The organism is Alishewanella aestuarii B11 (assembly GCF_000280055.1).
GTDB classification, from domain to species: domain Bacteria; phylum Pseudomonadota; class Gammaproteobacteria; order Enterobacterales; family Alteromonadaceae; genus Alishewanella; species Alishewanella aestuarii.
In genome coordinates, this window is sequence record NZ_ALAB01000021.1 from 118,819 (window position 1) to 137,690 (window position 18,872).

Consider the following 18,872-nt stretch of genomic DNA (forward strand, 5'->3'; position numbering starts at 1 on the left):
AATGCTGTTGTTTGCGCAACAGCGTTTTTAAATACATCGGGTTGGCGCTATAATGCGCGCCGACCTAAACGACAGGCTGCGATAACTGCAGCCTTCAATCAAAAATGAACGGAAAATAGCCATGAATTTGCACGAGTATCAGGGTAAGCAACTGTTTGCCCAATATGGTTTGCCTGTATCTAAAGGCATCGCTGCAGCCACTGTAGAAGAAGCAGTTGCCGCAGCCGATCAGATCGGCGGCGATATGTTTGTTGTTAAGGCTCAGGTTCACGCTGGTGGCCGCGGTAAAGCGGGCGGCGTTAAGCTGGTCAAGAGCAAGGACGAAATTCGCGCCTTCGCAGAAAAATGGCTGGGTAAGAATCTGGTAACTTACCAGACAGACGAAAAAGGTCAGCCGGTTAGCCGTATTCTGGTAGAAACCTGTACTGATATCGCCAAAGAGCTGTATTTAGGTGCGGTAGTGGATCGCTCTTCACGCCGTATCGTGTTTATGGCCTCTACTGAAGGTGGTGTGGAAATTGAAAAAGTTGCCCACGAAACGCCAGAGAAAATCTTAAAAGCTACTGTTGACCCGCTGGTTGGCGCTCAGCCATACCAGGGCCGTGAACTGGCATTCAAACTGGGCCTGGAAGGCAAGCAAGTTAACCAGTTTGTCAAAATCTTCTTAGGTTTAGCGAAACTGTTCCAGGACAAAGACCTGGCACTGTTAGAAGTAAACCCACTGGTTATTACACCTGCTGGCGATCTGCACTGTTTGGATGCCAAACTGGTTATCGATGGTAACGCCTTATACCGTCATCCAGAACTGAAAGCGATGCAGGATCCTTCACAGGAAGATCCACGTGAAGCTCATGCTGCTTCATGGGAACTGAACTATGTTGCTTTAGGTGGTGATATCGGTTGTATGGTTAACGGTGCCGGCTTAGCCATGGGTACCATGGACATCGTAAAATTACACGGTGGCCAGCCAGCTAACTTCCTGGACGTTGGCGGCGGTGCAACCAAAGAGCGCGTTGTAGAAGCATTCAAAATTATCCTGTCTGACGCTGCCGTTAAAGCAGTATTTATCAATATCTTCGGTGGTATCGTGCGTTGTGACATGATCGCTGAGGGTGTGATCGGCGCCGTAAAAGAAGTTGGCGTTAAAGTACCGGTAGTAGTGCGGTTACAAGGTAACAACGCTGAACTGGGCGCGAAGGTACTGTCAGAAAGTGGCCTGAACATTATTGCTGATACCGACTTAACTGGCGCTGCCCAGAAAGTGGTTGCAGCTGCGGCCAAGGCATAAGGGGTAAGCAATGAGCGTTTTAATTAACAAAGATACCAAAGTAATTTGTCAGGGTTTCACTGGCGCCCAGGGTACTTTCCACTCTGAGCAAGCTATTGCTTACGGTACCAAGATGGTTGGCGGTGTAACGCCGGGTAAAGGCGGTCAAACGCATTTAGGTCTGCCAGTGTTTAACACGGTAAAAGAAGCGGTTGATGCCACTGGCGCAGAAGCTTCTGTGATCTATGTACCAGCACCATTCTGTAAGGATTCTATCCTGGAAGCGGCTAACGCCGGTATCAAACTGATCGTCTGTATCACTGAAGGTATCCCGACGTTAGATATGCTGGATGCCAAAGTAAAATGTGACGAATTAGGCGTACGCTTAATTGGCCCGAACTGCCCAGGCGTCATCACGCCAGGTGAATGTAAGATTGGTATTATGCCAGGCCACATTCACAAGCCAGGTAAAGTCGGTATCGTGTCACGTTCAGGCACCCTGACTTATGAAGCCGTTAAGCAAACGACTGATTACGGTTTCGGTCAGTCTACCTGTGTTGGTATCGGTGGCGACCCAATCCCGGGTTCTAACTTTATCGATATCCTGAAGTTATTCCAGGAAGATCCACAAACTGAAGCCATCGTGATGATCGGTGAAATCGGTGGTTCTGCGGAAGAAGAAGCTGCAGCTTACATCAAAGCACACGTCACTAAGCCAGTGGTATCTTACATTGCCGGTGTCACTGCACCTGCTGGTAAGCGCATGGGCCATGCTGGCGCCATCATCTCTGGTGGTAAAGGTACTGCTGATGAGAAGTTTGCTGCGTTAGAAGACGCCGGTGTAAAAACCGTGAAGAGCTTAGCCGATATCGGTAAAGCCCTGAAAGAGCTGACTGGCTGGTAAGCTATTACTGTGTTAGTCTGAAAACCCGCTCATCTGAGCGGGTTTTTTTGTTAATGAATTTAGGTAATCCGATGCTTTGGCAAGATTTAACCCGGCTGAACCGCTACGAGCGATACTGGTTAGCCGCGTTCTTACTGATTATTATGCTCAGTACGCTCTGGTTTAGCAGTACGGGCACTGATTGGCAAAGCTGGTGCTCGATTACGCTGAACTGGCTGATCAGCCCGCTGAGTGCTATTAGTGGCGTGCTTTGCGTGGTGATGGTGGCCAAAGGCTTACTGTCAAACTGGATTTGGGGCCTAATCAGTGCCAGCAGTTACGGCCTGATTGCCTTGACCTCAGGCTATTATGGTGACTGGTTATTAAATTGGTTTTACTTCTTACCGGCACAATTCTTTATTTATTATAGCTGGCGCCATCAGTTACACAGTGAAACCCGACAGGTCAGGGTGCGGCGTCTCGGTTGGCATTGGCTATGGGTGTTGGTCGTTGTAGGGGTTGGTGTTACCGCTTTGGCGCAAATGCTTAATGGCCTGGATGGCTTTATTAGTGACGCGCTAAAGCGTAACTCGGCGGTCTATGATAGCCTGCAGACGTTGACGGGATTTGACCTGAGCGGCCCCTTACTGGATGCCAGCACGGTGGTACTGCAAATTACTGCGCAATTGTTAATGATTCGGATGTTTGCGGCGCAGTGGCCATTTTGGATTGCCACCAATGTGCTGACCATCTTTGCCTGGAGCCTGGTGCTGTTAACCACGCCAGACTCAGCGCCTTATGCGGTTCCTACCTTATTAATGTGGATCGCCTTTTTAATTAATTCAGTATATGGTGCCGTCAGCTGGCATCGCGGAGCTAAAATAGCGTGAACAGAGTAGGGGTTTTCCCGGGTAAATTTTTACCGCCGCACCGTGGTCATCTGACCGCGATTTTACGCGCGCATGCGCTCTGTGATGAACTCTATGTGGTGATCAGTGAACGACCGCAGGAAGATGGTGAGCTCTGCGCCCAGGCCGGTATTCCTTATATCGATGGTGTACTGCGCCAACGCTGGTTATCACAGGAGCTGCAGGGGCTGGGTATTAAGGTGCTGTTACAACAGGAAAGACAGATTCCGCCATTTCCACAAGGATGGGGCGAGTACGCGGCCTTATTACGGCAAAGCGTACCAGTGCCGTTTCAGCTGATTTTCGGTGGTGAAGAAAGCTACCGTACCGGTCATCAGCAGCATTTTCCGGATATTCAGTATCAGGTGTTGGATCCACAGCGTACCCAGTGGCCGATTAGTGGCACTGAGATCCGCAACCACCCCTATTTACACTGGGATTATATTGCTGGTGCCGCGCGGCCATTTTTTGCCCGCAAGGTGCTGATCACCGGTCCGGAGTCCTGTGGTAAAACCACCTTAACCCGCAAGCTGGCAAAGGTGTATTGCACCTCCTGGTCAGAAGAGCTGGGGCGGGATTATCAGGAAGAAGTGGTCGGTGGTGATGGCGATCTCTTTAACCTGGAAGATTTTAACCGTATTACCCACCTGCAGTATGAGCAGGATTATCAGGCGCTGCGCAGTGCCAACAAAGTCTGTTTTTTTGATACCGATGCGGTGGTAACCGCCTTTTTTAGTCAGGTTTTTCTGGGGCAGCTGGCCAGCCGTATCGAAAGCTTTATCGACCCCAACAAATATGACTTGATTATCGCGCTGGAGCCAACTGTGCCCTGGGTAGCTGACGGTATGCGTGAACTGGGCGATCCCGGTGTGCGTCAGCAAAGCTTCGAGCAGTTATTGGCGCTTTATCAGCAGTACGGTTTTCCCGCTGAGCGGATCCTGCGGGTCAGTTCAGCCAATTATTATGAACGGCTGGAGGCCTGTATCGGCGCTGTTGATGCCTTATTGGCCGCCAGATAGCAGTGGGGCGAAAATCTCAGTAGGCATTACAGCCAGATATAGCCAGCGGGCTTTTCGCTGCTATAATGCCGCATCATTTATGTATTCGTTTTATAGGATTATGCAGTTTATGTCGGACGTCGCGAATCGCCCAACTAACTTTATCCGGCAAATTATTGATGCCGATCTGGCTAGTGGCAAACATCACAGTGTGCAAACCCGCTTTCCGCCTGAACCAAACGGTTATTTGCATATCGGTCATGCAAAGTCGATTTGTCTAAACTTTGGCATCGCCGAAGATTATCAGGGTCAGTGTAATCTGCGTTTTGACGACACCAACCCGGAAAAGGAAAACGTAGAGTTTGTGGAATCGATTCAGCGTGACGTGAACTGGCTGGGCTTTCAGTGGTCTGGCGCGGTGCGTTACTCTTCTGATTATTTCGAGCAGCTGTATGGTTACGCCGTTGAGCTGATCAATAAAGGCCTGGCCTATGTTTGCTTCCTGAATGCGGAGCAAATGCGTGAATACCGCGGTAATCTGACCCAGCCTGGCAAACCCAGCCCATACCGCGACACCAGCCCGGCCGAAAATCTGGCGCTGTTTGAAAAAATGCGTGCCGGTGGTTTTAAAGAGGGCGAATGTTCCCTGCGCGCAAAAATTGATATGGCCTCCAGCTTTATCTGTATGCGGGACCCGGTGATTTACCGGATCAAGTTTGCCCATCACCATCAAACCGGTGATAACTGGTGCATTTACCCGATGTACGATTTTACCCATTGTATTTCGGACGCGCTGGAAGGTATTACGCACTCGCTGTGTACGCTGGAGTTTCAGGATAACCGCCGTCTATATGACTGGATCCTGGATAACATCACCATTCCTTGTCACCCGCAGCAAATCGAATTTTCGCGCTTGAATCTGGAATTTGCAGTGATGAGTAAGCGTAAGCTGCAAACACTGGTGGAGCAACAGCTGGTCAGTGGCTGGGATGATCCGCGGATGCCGACCATTGCCGGTTTGCGCCGTCGTGGCTACACGCCATCCGCGATCCGTGAATTCGCCAAGCGCATCGGTATTACCAAACAAGATAACGTGATTGAGATGAGCGCGCTGGAAGCCTGTATCCGGGAAGATCTGGATGCGACAGCACCGCGGGCGATGGCAGTACTGGACCCAATCAAAGTGACCATTACCAACTATCCGGCCGATCAGCTGGAGTGGTTAACTGCGCCGAACCATCCAAAAGAAGATATGGGTGAGCGTAAACTGCCATTTGGCCGTGAGCTCTATATTGACCGCGCCGACTTCCGGGAAGAAGCCAACAAAAAATATAAGCGTCTGGTATTAGGTGGCGATGTGCGGCTGCGCAATGCCTATGTGATCCATGCCGATGAAGTGATTAAAAACGAGCAAGGCGAAGTGGTCGCGCTGAACTGTACCTATCTGCCGGAAACCCTGGGGGAAAACCCGGCCGATGGTCGTAAAGTTCGCGGCGTGATTCATTGGGTTGAACAAAGTCAGGCTCTGCCAGCCGAGTTCCGGGTGTATGACCGCCTGTTCAGCGTACCCAACCCGGCAGCTGAAGATGACTTTATCAGCACGGTAAATCCGAACTCACTGGTAGTGAAGCATGGCTTCGCCGAACCCTCGCTGCAAACCGCGGTAGCGGAAAAGGCGTATCAGTTTGAACGCGAAGGTTATTACTGCGCCGATAACAGGGACTCACAGCCCACCAAGCTGGTATTTAACCGTACCGTCGGCTTGCGTGATAGCTGGGGTAAAGACGAAGAGTAAGCTGCGTTAAAGGCGGCAGGCATTCGCCTGCCGCTACCTCTGATATTGCTGTAAAGCCAGTCCGATTATCTTATTCATCATATTCTCCTGTTGTGTTACGGTGTTAAAAGCAGTTAACTTTAAGCACTGAGGTAACGACGATGGTCAACATACTGTTTTACTGTAGCTAAATTAACTTAACTTTGGGTGAATTCTTTAGCGGATGACGTGATGGAAATTTTTTTAGCCGTTTTATTCTTTGCTTTTTCGACAACGATTACGCCGGGACCGAATAACATTATGATTATGTCCTCCGGAGTAAACTACGGTGTTAAAGCCAGTTTGCCGCATTGGCTGGGGATCTGTCTCGGTTTTCCGCTGATGGTGTTATTGGTGGGGCTGGGCTTTGGTCTGGTATTTGACCGTTATCCGCATCTGCATCAGTTAATTAAAGTTTTAGGTACCGCCTATCTGTTGTATCTGGCATGGAAAATTGCCAGCGCACGGCCGGAAACTATTGCTACCGGCAAGAGTAAACCACTGAATTTCTGGCAAGCTGCCGCCTTCCAGTGGGTAAATGGTAAAGCCTGGGTGATGGCCTCAGGCGCTGTTGCGGCCTTTACCTCGGTAACCGGTGTCTACTGGTGGCAGGTATTGATGATTACGCTGGCCTTTTTACTGGTGGCCTTTCCCTGTGTTGGCGTCTGGATGCTGTTCGGAGCTGGGCTGCGTAAGCTGTTAAACAATGCAGTGGCACAGCGGATCTTTAATCTGCTGATGGCTCTGATCCTTTTACTGTCAGTGTTACCTGTTGTGATCGAAATATGGCAGTATTATCTGAGTCCTGCCCAATAGCGGATAACAGTGATGAATGCAGCAGAGAAAGTGGCACTGGAGCATGAAGCAGCGCGGATCTTTATGCGGCATTATGAGCAGCGCTTTGGCATTAAGATGCGGCATATCTGGCACAATGAACCCAGACGACCGGATGTGTCCTGTTATTACGATAGTCAACGTCTGGATTTGGAAATTGCGCACCTTTATGGCAGTGAAGCCGAAGCCATGCATATCCTGGGGCGCGAGCTTAGCCAGCAAACGCATCAGGAATTGCTGGCACTGCTGCGTTTACCGGTCGAGCAGCGGATGTTGGAGGCGTTAAATCGTATTATCTGTAATAAAGCCCAAAAATACTATGACAGCCAGCGGGTCTGGCTGGTGATCCGCAATGCTAACCCTCTGTGGCGGCGCGAAGATATGCTGGCACACTGTGACAAACTGCATCTACCCAAACAGCATCCATTTGAGCAGATCTGGGTGGTGGGCGATATGTTGGGTATCTCCGGCATTTTACCGTTATTTCCACTGACCTTACTGCACGCTGAGGCGACGCTGTGTTAAGGCATTACCGAGCGCTGGCACGTTGCTTAAAGCCCTGGCGACCGCTGCTGTTGCTGGCAACCTTGTTGACGGCAGCCGGCTTTATCTGGCAGTTATTACCGGGGAACGGGCAGGGGCCTTATTTGCTGCCCACCCTGGTTAGTGCCATCCTGTTCCTGTGTTTACTGTTGTTAGTGCAATTTTTCGGCACCGAGCGGCCAGCACCCGTCAGTCGCTGGCGGCGTGCACTGGCGACGCTGTGGCAAGGGTTACTGGCGGTACTACTGACGTTGATCTTGCTCAGCTGGTTTTTTCTGTTTTTAAAAGCCTTATCCGCTATAATCCGCCTGCATTTTTTTTAGGTCCAGGCTATGTCAAGCGATAATACCCATAAGCTGCGCTGGGAAGTCTTCTGCAGCGTCGTAGATAACTTTGGCGATATTGGCATTTGCTGGCGCTTGTGTCGTCAGTTAGCTGCCGAATTCCAGGTACCGGTTCGGTTATGGGTTGATGATTTGCTGAGTTTTCAGCGGATCTGTCCTGACGTTGAGCCTGCTTTGTCAGAACAACACCTGGCTGGGGTAGTGATTTGTCACTGGCAACCGGATCTCGACTGGCGCACTATCACGCCGGCACAGGTAGTGATTGAGGCGCTGGCCTGTACCATTCCTTTTGCCTATCAGCAGCAGATGGCCGCGCAAACTGTGCCACCGCTGTGGCTAAATCTGGAGTACCTGTCAGCTGAAGCCTGGGTGGAAGACTGTCATACGCTGGCCTCACCACAGCCGCAATTACCGCTGAATAAATACTTCTTTTTCCCCGGCTTTACCGCAAAAACCGGTGGTTTACTCCGCGAGCAGCAGCTAATCACACAACTGGACCAGTTTGCCAGTGACCGGGTCGCGCAGCAGCGTTTCTGGCAGCAATTACAGCTGGATGATGCTTTAGACTTCTCCCGCCGGATTTCGCTGTTTGCGTATTCGCAGCAGCAACTGGCCGGTTTATTGCAGCTCTGGCAACAGCAAACCGAGAGCACCCTATGTCTGATCCCGGAAGGCACTCTGGCAGAGCAAGCGATGGCGCTGTGTCCCGGTCTGGCGCTGGGCAAACCCTGGCAACAGGGGCAGCTTAAGTTGTGTATTTTGCCGTTCTTACCACAACCCGATTATGATTTACTGCTGGCGGCCTGTGATATCAACTTTGTCCGTGGGGAAGACTCGATCATTCGTGCTCAGTGGGCGGCGAAACCCTTTATCTGGCAGATCTACCGCCAGGCGGAACAGGCACATCTGGATAAGCTGGCAGCATTTTATCAGCGTTATAGTCAGCATTGGCCGCCACAGCTGGCAACGGCAGTCTGGCAATTCTGGTTAGGCTGGAATACCGAGCAGGAGCTCAGTACCGCCTGGCTGGGCTTTGTACAGCAACTTAATGAAATAGAACAAAAAAACCGGGAGTGGCGGGCGCAGCTTATCGGCAATGGCGATCTTGCGACTAACCTCGTGCGTTTTGTTGAAAAAAAAATTATAATGCCTCGCAATTTTTCCTAACCAGAAGATCTTTTTATTATGATGAAGACAGCTCAAGAAGTCCGCGCCGGCCAGGTAATCATGGTTGGTACCGAAGCCATGGTAGTGATCAAAGCCGAATTTAACAAATCAGGCCGTAACGCTGCTGTAGTTAAAATGAAATTAAAAAACCTGCTGAACGGTCAGGGCACAGAAACGGTTTACCGTGCTGATGACAAGTTCGAGCAAGTGATGCTGGAAACCAAAGAAGTTACCTATTCTTACTTCGCTGATCCGATGTACGTCTTTATGGACGCTGAGTACAACCAGTATGAAATTGAAGCCGAATATATGGGCGAAGCCCTGAAGTATCTGGTTGATGGCATGGAGTGTTCAGTGGTGTTCTACGGTGAGCGTCCAATCTCTGTTGACCTGCCAACTGTGGTCGTGCGCACTGTTACTTACACTGAACCAGCCGCCCGTGGCGATACCTCGGGTAAAGTGATGAAGCCAGCGAAAATCGAAACCGGTTTTGAACTGATGGTGCCTGCGTTCGTGGAAGAAGGTGACAAGATCGAAATCGATACCCGTACCGACGAGTACCGCAGCCGCGCCAAATAATGGCCGGTAACAAAAAAGGCGCGTCAGCGCCTTTTTTACTGTTGCTCTCTTTTTTTACTGCTCTCTCGTAATTGCTTAACACAGCCGGACCCCAGCCATGACTAACAATGATATCCTGCGTCGGTTACGCTATATTCTAAACATCAACAACAGCAATCTGGCGGCAACCTTTGCGCTGGGCGGCCTGGTCGCCACTAAGGAGCAAATTATCAGTTGGTTGGCCAAGGACGAAGATCCGGAATTTGTTGCCTTGCTGGATATTGAATTGGCGCAGTTTTTAAATGGTCTGATCACCAGCAAAAGAGGGATGCGCGAAGGCGAGCAGCCGGTTGCGGAGAGTCGGCTGAATAACAACCTGATCCTGCGTAAATTGAAGATTGCTTTCAATCTGCGCGATGACGACTTTTTGGAATTGCTGCAATTGGCCAATTTCCGGTTGGGTCGCTCAGAGCTGAGTGCCTTTTTCCGTAAACCCGATCACCCGCACTACCGGCAATGTCAGGCGCAGGTGTTGCGCAATGTATTAAGAGGCCTGCAGTTAAAACTGCGCCCGGGCACTAGCGAGTAAATTTCTGCGCTAACTGCTTTGTACTAACAAATCGCCCAAGGTGATGTGTGGGTGGCTTTTTTTCAGCTGGCTCAGAAACAACAGGGCGCAGCCGTAGGCATCTTCGAGCGCATGATGCTGTGCACTGACCGGCAATTTATGCCGGGCCAGACACTGCGGCAAGCGCAGCGCATCCTTTTTCATCACGGTGCCTTGTTTTTGCATGCGGTGCCACTCGATATTCAGCGTATCCATAAACTGCATGGTCGGCGCCTTGCCAAACAAGCGTTGATACGCAATTTGTAAAAAGGCCCGGTCCAGTCGGCAGTGATGCGCGACAAACACATAGCCGGCGTAGTCCTGTAATAGTTGCAGCAACACATCCGCCAGCTCGCTGGCGTTTTTCAGATCCTTGTCATGCACACCATGATAAATAGCGCTCTGGCCAACACTGGTTGGTGGCCGGAATAAATAGTGTTTGGCTTCGCTTAAACAAATTTGCTGGTTGCGAATAGGTACCCAGCCGATACTGACGATATGATCTTGTTTGGCATGCAGGCCGGTTAGCTCTAGATCCAGTGCCAGATAATGGCACTCCCTGGCCGGGGTGTTGGCCGCAGGGATCCCGACCTGATTAAAGGCTTGTACCGCGCTATAAAGCGGTGGTTTCTTTTTCAGCCAACCCAGCATGTTATACCTCCTTACAGAACCGGTGTTTAAGGGAGGATTGGGCGGCGTTGATCACCGCAAAGCTGTCCTTTAGCTGATGACGTTGCAGACCGGAGAGCACTGCCGGATCCAGCAAATTGCTGGCATCATGCCCCTGATCTAAATCATGCAAATGTTTATCCCAACGTAGCTGTGCCAGCACATCAAAGGCGTCGCATAAATTCTGGGTATCCTTACTGTCCAATACGCCGTCGGTGGCCAGTTGCTGCAGGCGGCTACGAGTATTTACTTCCAGCACGCCATTGGCCAGCGCATAGACCCGGACAATATCAGTGATTAAACTGATGCCGCGCTTTTTCAGGTCCAGGCCTTTTTTCTGTTTGCCATCATGCTCCAGAATAAAATTGCGCAAGAAACTCAGTGGCGCGGTGCGCTGTAAGGCAGTCTGTGCCATATGCATTAAAAACAGCGAGTTATTGGTGCGCGCCAGAATGTCCTGTTGTAAGGCATTAAACAGGCCTCTGGAGCCCTCGACAACCCGCATATCAAAGAAAATTGTCGCTTTTAAGATGGCATCTGGAGTGGGGGCGGCGATCCATTTGCTAAATTTACCGGACCAGCCTTTTAGGCTCATCCGTAGCTCCGGGTTAGACGCCATAATATTACCCGGACAGAGTTTAATACCGCAGCGCGCCAGGCCCTGGCAGACGAAGTCAGCCAATTGGCTGAAATAGTTGGCAACGTCGCCGACCGGCTCTTTCTCCAGCAATAGCGCATTATCCTGATCGGCATTAATACTCTGATCCATCCTGGCTTGCGAGCCGAAGCTAAGCCAGCTAAACACACAGGGGGCAGGGCCGAGCTCCTGCTGGGCCAGCTTAATCAGGCGCTGGGTAAAGGCATCGGTAATGGTGGTGATAATATGGCCGGCCTCATAGGCTGGCACCTGCTGTTTACCGAGGATTTGCGCCAGATTACTGATTTGCAGACTGCAGTGTTCCAGGCCATCCAGGCTGGATTGACGATGGATCTCACCAATCAGATAGACCGGGTGATCTTGCTGCGAGCGGATAATGTCGGTGGCGGTAATCATACTGAAACTTAAACCCTGATCGACCACCGGTAAATGATGTACATTAAAGCGGCTCATCAGTTGTACCGCTTCAAATAAATAAGCATGCTTTTCAATGGTATAGGGCTTAGGCGTCATCACCTCTTTAATAGCGGTAGTGGTAGGCAGGCCTGCCGCCAGCACCCGGCTACGCAGGTCGCGGTCAGTTAGAATGCCAATCAAACGGTTATCATCTTCCACCAACAGGGATGAAACCCGTTTTTCTGACATCAGCCGGGCCGCTTGCTGCACATCCTGTTCGCCACTGATCGCGACTTTTCTGGCCTGCACGATATCGGCAACCTTTAGCGTAAAACGCGAGCTTTGTTGCTCTTTATACTGATGTAAACGGCGGCCAAACAGGCGCTGAAAGAAAATATCAATATTTTTGTACTGATAACGCAGCTGATGAAACACATCACTGGGTAACCAGTACACCAGGCCGTCTTCTTCACAGATCAGCCGGTCGTTGTCAGCCAGACCGGTAAGCAGCAGCTGGTAACCATAAAAGTCGCCTTCTTCCAGCTTGGTCAGCAGTTGTTGCTGGTCACTGAAAAGGGCGAAGATGCCGGTGCGGACAATCAGCAGCCGCTCCTGATTGATTTCAAGATGCTCACCGGCCTGGCAATAGTAAACATTAAAATGCGCGGCTAACCCGGCAAGTTGCGCCAAACCCAGTTGTTCAAAAGGAATGGTTTGTTTTAAAAAATTGGTAACTTCAGCAACTTCCATAGTTCAACCCCAGTGATAACACTTATTCCTGGCACAGGTACTGGTACAACAGATCGCTGGTTTCCAGCGGGAACCACTCAGCCCCCAGCTCAGCTCCGGGCTGTGGGATTTCCAGGCTATCGGTAAAGTCGGCCCTGGCCTGTTTGCCACAGTGCACAACCTGTGGGATCCGACGCGCGCTCATCCGGCGCTCAAAAATATAGAGGTCGACCAGATACACCTCCGGATTACGTTGATTGCGGGCTGCGTTTTCGATATCGGCAGCCAGAAAGCGCATCGTTTGCGGATATAAATAACTCCAGGGCCGCCAGGCGGCGGTTTCTTCCACGGTACGAACCACCTTTACCCCGGCGGGTAACAGGCTGCTTTGATGGTCAAACCAGGTATATTCATTAACAATCTGATAGCCGAGCATACCGGCACCGGCGGCAACCGGAATAATCCAGCTCGGTAACTTTTTAAGTGTTAGTAATCTGAGTACCAGCGCAATACCGGCAGCACCTAAACCAGCAGAAAAAGTTGCAATTAATTCCCACAACATAGTTATCTTCCTAAAAATTCGGGCTTTCTGTTGAAAGCCCGAGTGTACTGCAGAAGTCTCGTTTCTGCTATCTAAGCAGGTAGTGCTTAGTGGTCAACAGCGGCACCGGCACCTTTTGGATAGCGGACGCTTTCAACCAGTTCCTGAATTTCTTTCGGTGGCGCTGCAGTGACAGATGACACAGCAAAAGCAACCACGAAGTTAATCATGGCACCCACAGCACCGAAAGACAGTGGAGAGATACCTAAGATCCAGTTATCCGCGGTATTTGGCAACATATTGGTACCAGGGATAAAGAACCAGCCCAGATAGGTAAAGATATACAGTAAGGTGACCAGCAGACCGGCTAACATACCGGCGATAGCGCCCTGACTGGATACGCGTTTTGAGAAAATACCCATCATCAGTGCCGGGAACAGGGTAGCTGCGGCAATACCAAATGCCAGCGCAACCACCTGTGCGGCGAACCCGGGCGGATTAAGCCCCAGATAAGTCGCCAGTAAAATGGCACCGGCCATGGAAATCCGGGCGGCTAACATTTCACCTTTTTCACTGATTTGCGGGTTAATGATATTTTTGATCAGGTCATGGCTGATAGCCGAGGAAATCGCCAGCAACAGACCGGCGGCAGTAGACAGTGCCGCGGCAATACCACCGGCAGCAATTAAGCCCACGACCCAGCCTGGCAGATTAGCAATCTCAGGGTTTGCCAGTACTAGAATATCATTGTTTACTGTCAGCTCGTTACCAGCCCAGCCGCGCTCTTCTGCTTTGGCAGCGAAAGCCGGGGTATCGTTATACAGCTGAATACGGCCATCATTATTTTTATCTTCCCAACGGATCAAACCGGTTTGTTCCCAGTTTTTGATCCAGTCCGGACGCTCAGCATAATTAATCGCATCCGCGGTAGGACCAGCAGGGTAGATAGTGGTTAACAGGTTTAAACGTGCCATAGAGGCTACAGCTGGTGCAGTTAAATACAGCAGGGCAATAAACACTAGCGTCCAGCCGGCAGACCAGCGGGCATCGGCAACCTTAGGCACGGTGAAGAAACGAATGATAACGTGCGGTAAACCGGCAGTACCGATCATCAGAGACAGCGTAAATAACACCATATTCAGTTTGTTGCTGACGTCAGCGGTGTAATCCTGGAAGCCCAGTTCACGCACGATTTCATCCAGCTTCACCAGCAAGGGCTGGCCGGATTCAACGTGGGTGCTGAACATACCAAACATTGGAATAGGGTTATTGGTCAGTTGCAGCGAAATAAATACCGCTGGGATGGTATAGGCGATAATCAGCACGACATACTGCGCGACCTGAGTGTAGGTGATGCCTTTCATGCCGCCAAATACTGCGTACACGAACACCACACCAGCTGCGATCCAGATCCCGGTTGAGGAACTCACTTCCAGGAAGCGGGAGAAGGCAACACCGGCACCAGTCATCTGGCCGATTACATAGGTTACCGACATAATGATTAAGCACACCACTGCTGTTAAGCGCGCGCCCCTGCTGTAAAAGCGGTCACCGATAAAGTCAGGAACGGTAAATTTACCGAATTTACGTAAGTAGGGTGCTAACAGCATGGCCAGCAGTACATAACCACCGGTCCAGCCCATCAGGAAGGTTGAGTTGGCATAACCGCCAGCAGCGATTAAGCCAGCCATTGAAATGAAAGACGCCGCTGACATCCAGTCGGCGGCGGTTGCCATACCGTTAGTGACAGGGTTAACGCCACCACCGGCAACATAGAATTCTTTGGTAGAGCCGGCACGCGCCCAAATGGCGATACCGATGTAGAGCGCAAAGGAGGCGCCTACAAAGATTAAGTTTATTGCAAATTGACTCATGCCAATCACTCCTCTACACCGAATTCTTTATCTAACTTATTCATTTTCCAGGCGTAAATGAAGATGATAGCGATAAAGGTTATGATAGAACCCTGCTGTGCGAACCAAAAGCCAAGATCAGTACCGCCAACACTGATGCCGGCCAGCATAGGTCTGAGCAAGATCGCAAAGCCATATGATACAAGTGCCCAGACAAACAGGCTTATCGATATGTAGCGCAGGTTAGCGCTCCAGTACGCGGCGGCATTCATGTTATGATCTGCCATAGTTGTGTCTCCTTTAGTTTATTTTTTATCGAGCAAGTTTAATCTAGCAGCAGTTAGCCAAGGCGCTAGCCCGACTTTAGTCGAAGGCAACAGCCACAGCATTGACATAACGACTGGCTGCCACCACAGTTAGGGCGTGTTAACCTGCCACATAAACAAGCAGCAAAGGTCAACACGCCCTAGTTAAAATAAGAAAAGGGAGAACCCCGTGACGGTATGGACTGTAGCCTTATTGGCCCTGTTATATGTGGGCGGATTGTTCTGGATTGCCAACTGGGGTGAACGGCATGCTGATGACCGCCTGATACGAAAGTATGGGGGCCTGATCTACAGTCTGGCGTTAGCTGTTTACTGTACGTCCTGGACCTACTACGGCGCTGTGGGAACGGCCGTGACCCGGGGCTGGGATTATATGGCCATTTATCTCGGGCCGATCCTGCTGTTTATCTTTGCCCAGCCGTTCTTATTTAAGCTGCTGTATGTTTCCAAAAAACAAAACGTAACTTCGATTGCTGACTTTATCTCCGCCCGTTACGGAAAAAGACGCAATATCGCGACCCTGGCTGCCATTATTTGTCTGATTGTCGTTATCCCTTATATTTCGCTGCAACTGAAAGCCGTGGCCGGCTCCTATCAGGTTTTACTCGGCGGCGCCTTTGATGACGCACAGGTCGCCTGGTATCAGGACAGCGCCTTACTCAGCGCCGTAGCGATGGCGTTTTTTGCCATTTTATTTGGTACCCGCAAACTGCATCTGACGGAGCAAAACCGTGGTGTAATGGTGGCAATCGCTTTCGAGTCAGTGGTCAAGCTGTTTGCGCTACTGACGCTGGCTATCGCCGTCTATGTCTTTATTTTGGATACCGATCAATCCGCATTACGCGCTTTTACTGAGCATTCGATCCGTCAGCAAGAAAAGCTCGATACGCCCGGACTGGTCGAGTTTATTACCAAGACTATTTTAGCGATGGTGGCAGTATTTTTGTTACCGCGGCAGTTCCATGTCGCCTTTGTCGAGAACGTTTCGCACCATCATTTACGGCACGCCCGGCGCTGGTTTTCCGGTTACCTGTTAGCTGTCACCCTGGTGGTGATCCCGATTGCCGTTGCCGGGATGCAGCTGTTTCCCGGTATCCTGGCGCAGGCTGATAGTTTTGTGCTGCTGATCCCATCCAGTATGAACTGGAATGTGCTCAGTATTATTGTCTTTATCGGTGGTTTCTCGGCTGCGACCTCGATGATTATTATCGCTACACTGGCACTGTCGACGATGATCAGTAACGACGTGGTAATGCCGGGCTTGCTGAAATCTACCAAGCAAAAAGGCATGTCGCATGATTTTAGTCTGCTAATTCTGCTGGTGCGCCGTACCATGATTATTCTGGTGATGGCGCTGTCTTATCTTTACTACAGTATTTTTGCCCGTAACTATGAGCTGGCTGAAACCGGCTTGCTGGCCTTTGCGCTGACTATCCAGCTGGTACCGGCCGTGATAGGGGGGCTGTATTGGCGTCGCGGCAATGCCTATGGCGTTTATGCCGGCTTAAGCTTGGGACTGCTGCTGTGGTTCTACACCCTGATGCTACCGCAGTTGGTCAATGCCGGTGTGATCAACAGCGATATTATGCAGCAGGGCCTGTTTGGCCTTAGTTGGCTGCTACCCACCTCGATGTTTGGCATCCAGCTCGACTCCCTTAGTCATGGCGTGATTATTTCACTGGGCTTTAATCTGCTTGCTTACTTGCTAGTGTCGTTGACCACCACCGTTAATTTACAGGACCGCTTGCAGGCCGTGGCCTTTGTTAAGCCAAATCTACCAATTAATCATCAGGATACACCGGCTCGTCGCATCCGGATCCGCAACAATGATTTGAAAACCCTGTTAGAGCGTTTTGTCGGACCGCAGCGCGCGGCAGAATGTCTGGCGGAGTTTGGCCGTAAACAGCAGCAAAGCGTGCAGTTGGATGATTTGCCTTCAGTTGGTCTGGTAGAGCATGTTGAGCGTGAGCTGTCTGGCGTGATCGGCGCTTCTTCGGCATCCGCCATGGTTAATGCCGTATTGGAAGGTCGCCAGCTGGCCTTTGAAGATGTAGTGACCTTATTTGATGATACTACGCAGGCGATCCAATTTTCGCGCAAGATTTTGTTCTCCACGCTGGAGCATCTGAGTCAGGGCGTCAGTGTGGTCGACCGCGATCTGAATCTGGTGGCCTGGAATAAAGCTTATCTGGAAATGTTTAACTATCCGGAGGGGATGATTCGAGTAGGCCGGCCGGTAGCCGATATCGTGCGGCTGAATGCCGAGCGCGGTCTTTGCGGGCCCGGTGATCCGGACGAGCATGTTGAAAAGCGTACCCTGCATATGAAAAACGGCACCGCCCATGTGTTTCAGCGGGTAAGGCCGGATGGCCGGGTCATTGAAATGCGCGGCAATCCGATCCCGGGGGGCGGCTTTGTAACCAGCTTTACCGATATTTCTGAGCATGTAAAAGCCGTACAGGGCTTAGCTGAAGCCAAACAATATCTGGAAGATCGGGTTAATGAACGTACTCAGACGATTTCTGAGATGAACCAGGAGTTACTGGCCGAGGTATCCAGGCGGCGCGAAACCGAGCAGCAATTGCTGCAGGCTAAAGCCGAAGCGGAAGCGGCTAATGCCTCGAAAACCCGCTTTTTGGCGCTGGCCAGTCACGATATTTTGCAGCCGCTGAATGCTGCCCGCTTGTTTACTGCCGCTTTAGCCGGGGTGAAGGAACCGCAGCAGCAGGCGGCGATCCTTAACCAGCTGGATAATTCGTTAAAGGCGTCAGAAGAGCTGATCTCTACCCTGTTGGAAATTGCCAAACTGGATGATGGCAAGCTACAGCCGAATGTACAGCCGGTAGCCTTAAAAGACTTACTGGCACAACTGGCTGAGGAATATCGTCTGGTGGCGGATCAAAAAGGCTTGCAGCTAAGTGTGCGCAGTAACCGCTATCAGGTGATGACTGACGCTACCTATTTGCGCCGGATCCTGCAAAATATGTTATCCAACGCCATTAAGTACACTATAAGTGGCCGGATCTTGCTGGGTTGTCGCAAACGCGGCAGTCAGTTATTACTGCAGGTCTGGGATACCGGTCCCGGTATTGCTGAGCCGGATTTGCAGCGTATTTTCGAAGACTTTTATCGAATTGATGCCACTGCCAAAGGGCAGCAAGGCGTTGGGCTCGGCCTGGGTGTGGTGCACCGGATGGCGAAACTGCTTGGGCATCCGCTTGAGGTGCGCTCCTGGCCTGGCAAAGGCACGGTATTTAGTATTAGCTTACCGTTGGCGGCGGTTAAAGTCCGGCAGGAGCTGACGGTTGAAACCAGCCTGCAGCAAAGGCCCTTACCCGGGTTGAGTGTCGTCTGTGTCGATGATGATGCCGCGAATCTATCCGCGCTTAAAGTCTTACTGGAACAGTGGCAAATCAGTGAGGTACAGTGTTTTTATGATACCGATGCTTTAATGGCGTATGCGGCTACCGCCGCGGCGCCGGATGTGCTCTTGCTTGATTACCAGCTGGGGCAACAGCTAAACGGCCTGCAGTTGTATCAGCAAATCCGCCAACATTGGGGCGCGGTGCATGGCGTACTGGTGTCAGCATCACCACAGGCTGATCTGGCGGCGCTGGCAAAAGCACAGGGCTTAATGTTCCTGGCTAAACCTATTAAACCGGGTGCGCTCAGAGCCACCTTAAATCACTTTAAAATGTTAAAGCGGGCTGGCACGGTTGCTGACTAAGCCCGCGCTAAGCGGGCGGTCGGGAAATCCCTTACAGAGAGGGCGCGATAT

17 protein-coding genes are annotated in these 18,872 nt (G+C 51.0%); 12 read left to right on the forward strand and 5 right to left on the reverse strand.

From position 1 onward, the window contains the following. Positions 1-121 precede the first annotated feature (121 nt). The 11 genes from sucC to AEST_RS07800 all read left to right on the forward strand — a co-directional run bounded on the left by sucC (position 122) and on the right by AEST_RS07800 (position 9,904). On the forward strand, positions 122-1,288 hold the full coding sequence (sucC, locus tag AEST_RS07750; protein WP_008608259.1) for an ADP-forming succinate--CoA ligase subunit beta: 1,167 nt from the start codon (positions 122-124) through the stop codon (positions 1,286-1,288). A gap of 10 nt (positions 1,289-1,298) precedes the next feature. Then, on the forward strand, positions 1,299-2,171 hold the full coding sequence (sucD, locus tag AEST_RS07755) for a succinate--CoA ligase subunit alpha (protein ID WP_008951868.1): 873 nt from the start codon (positions 1,299-1,301) through the stop codon (positions 2,169-2,171). 71 nt (positions 2,172-2,242) lie between these two features. After that, a complete protein-coding gene (gene pnuC, locus AEST_RS07760) occupies positions 2,243-3,040 on the forward strand; it encodes a nicotinamide riboside transporter PnuC (RefSeq protein WP_238534575.1) in 798 nt (265 codons plus the stop codon). Beyond that, entirely contained in the window at positions 3,037-4,077 is a 1,041-nt protein-coding gene (nadR, locus tag AEST_RS07765) for a multifunctional transcriptional regulator/nicotinamide-nucleotide adenylyltransferase/ribosylnicotinamide kinase NadR (RefSeq protein WP_008608264.1), read from the forward strand. The genes pnuC and nadR overlap by 4 nt, the downstream gene beginning before the upstream one ends. Positions 4,078-4,186: 109 nt before the next feature. After that, positions 4,187-5,851 (forward strand): glutamine--tRNA ligase, encoded by a 1,665-nt coding sequence (gene glnS, locus AEST_RS07770; protein WP_008608265.1) that lies wholly within the window; start codon positions 4,187-4,189, stop codon positions 5,849-5,851. Positions 5,852-6,061: 210 nt separating this feature from the next. Continuing rightward, positions 6,062-6,685 (forward strand): LysE family translocator, encoded by a 624-nt coding sequence (locus AEST_RS07775; protein WP_008608266.1) that lies wholly within the window; start codon positions 6,062-6,064, stop codon positions 6,683-6,685. Between the two features lie 12 nt (positions 6,686-6,697). Next, entirely contained in the window at positions 6,698-7,228 is a 531-nt protein-coding gene (locus AEST_RS07780) for a hypothetical protein (protein WP_008608267.1), read from the forward strand. Further along, positions 7,222-7,569, forward strand: a complete 348-nt coding sequence (locus tag AEST_RS07785; protein ID WP_008608268.1) for a hypothetical protein — start codon at positions 7,222-7,224, stop codon at positions 7,567-7,569. Before AEST_RS07780 ends, AEST_RS07785 begins: the two co-directional genes overlap by 7 nt. A 9-nt stretch (positions 7,570-7,578) precedes the next feature. After that, positions 7,579-8,757 carry an elongation factor P maturation arginine rhamnosyltransferase EarP gene (earP, locus tag AEST_RS07790; RefSeq protein ID WP_008608269.1) on the forward strand — a complete coding sequence of 393 codons (1,179 nt, stop codon included), beginning with the start codon at positions 7,579-7,581 and terminating at the stop codon, positions 8,755-8,757. Positions 8,758-8,778: 21 nt separating this feature from the next. Continuing rightward, positions 8,779-9,336, forward strand: a complete 558-nt coding sequence (gene efp / locus AEST_RS07795; protein ID WP_039925269.1) for an elongation factor P — start codon at positions 8,779-8,781, stop codon at positions 9,334-9,336. 97 nt (positions 9,337-9,433) lie between these two features. Then, positions 9,434-9,904, forward strand: a complete 471-nt coding sequence (locus AEST_RS07800; protein ID WP_008608273.1) for a YehS family protein — start codon at positions 9,434-9,436, stop codon at positions 9,902-9,904. 9 nt (positions 9,905-9,913) lie between these two features. On the opposite strand, the gene AEST_RS07805 is transcribed toward AEST_RS07800, so the two are convergent. From AEST_RS07805 to AEST_RS07825, 5 genes are all read right to left on the reverse strand, one after another. Next, positions 9,914-10,573 carry an exonuclease domain-containing protein gene (locus AEST_RS07805; protein ID WP_008608275.1) on the reverse strand — a complete coding sequence of 220 codons (660 nt, stop codon included), beginning with the start codon at positions 10,571-10,573 and terminating at the stop codon, positions 9,914-9,916. 1 nt (position 10,574) lies between these two features. Continuing rightward, positions 10,575-12,395 carry a putative nucleotidyltransferase substrate binding domain-containing protein gene (locus tag AEST_RS07810; protein ID WP_008608276.1) on the reverse strand — a complete coding sequence of 607 codons (1,821 nt, stop codon included), beginning with the start codon at positions 12,393-12,395 and terminating at the stop codon, positions 10,575-10,577. A gap of 22 nt (positions 12,396-12,417) precedes the next feature. Then, the gene (locus AEST_RS07815; protein ID WP_008608278.1) at positions 12,418-12,936 is read right to left on the reverse strand and encodes a hypothetical protein; all 519 of its coding nucleotides are present in this window, start codon (positions 12,934-12,936) and stop codon (positions 12,418-12,420) included. Between the two features lie 86 nt (positions 12,937-13,022). Next, a complete protein-coding gene (locus tag AEST_RS07820) occupies positions 13,023-14,789 on the reverse strand; it encodes a sodium:solute symporter family protein (protein WP_008608279.1) in 1,767 nt (588 codons plus the stop codon). A gap of 5 nt (positions 14,790-14,794) precedes the next feature. After that, positions 14,795-15,055, reverse strand: a complete 261-nt coding sequence (locus tag AEST_RS07825; protein WP_008608280.1) for a DUF4212 domain-containing protein — start codon at positions 15,053-15,055, stop codon at positions 14,795-14,797. Positions 15,056-15,263: 208 nt separating this feature from the next. Between AEST_RS07825 and AEST_RS07830 the strand changes: the two genes are divergently transcribed. Then, entirely contained in the window at positions 15,264-18,821 is a 3,558-nt protein-coding gene (locus tag AEST_RS07830) for a PAS domain-containing hybrid sensor histidine kinase/response regulator (protein WP_008608281.1), read from the forward strand. Positions 18,822-18,872: the final 51 nt, after the last annotated feature.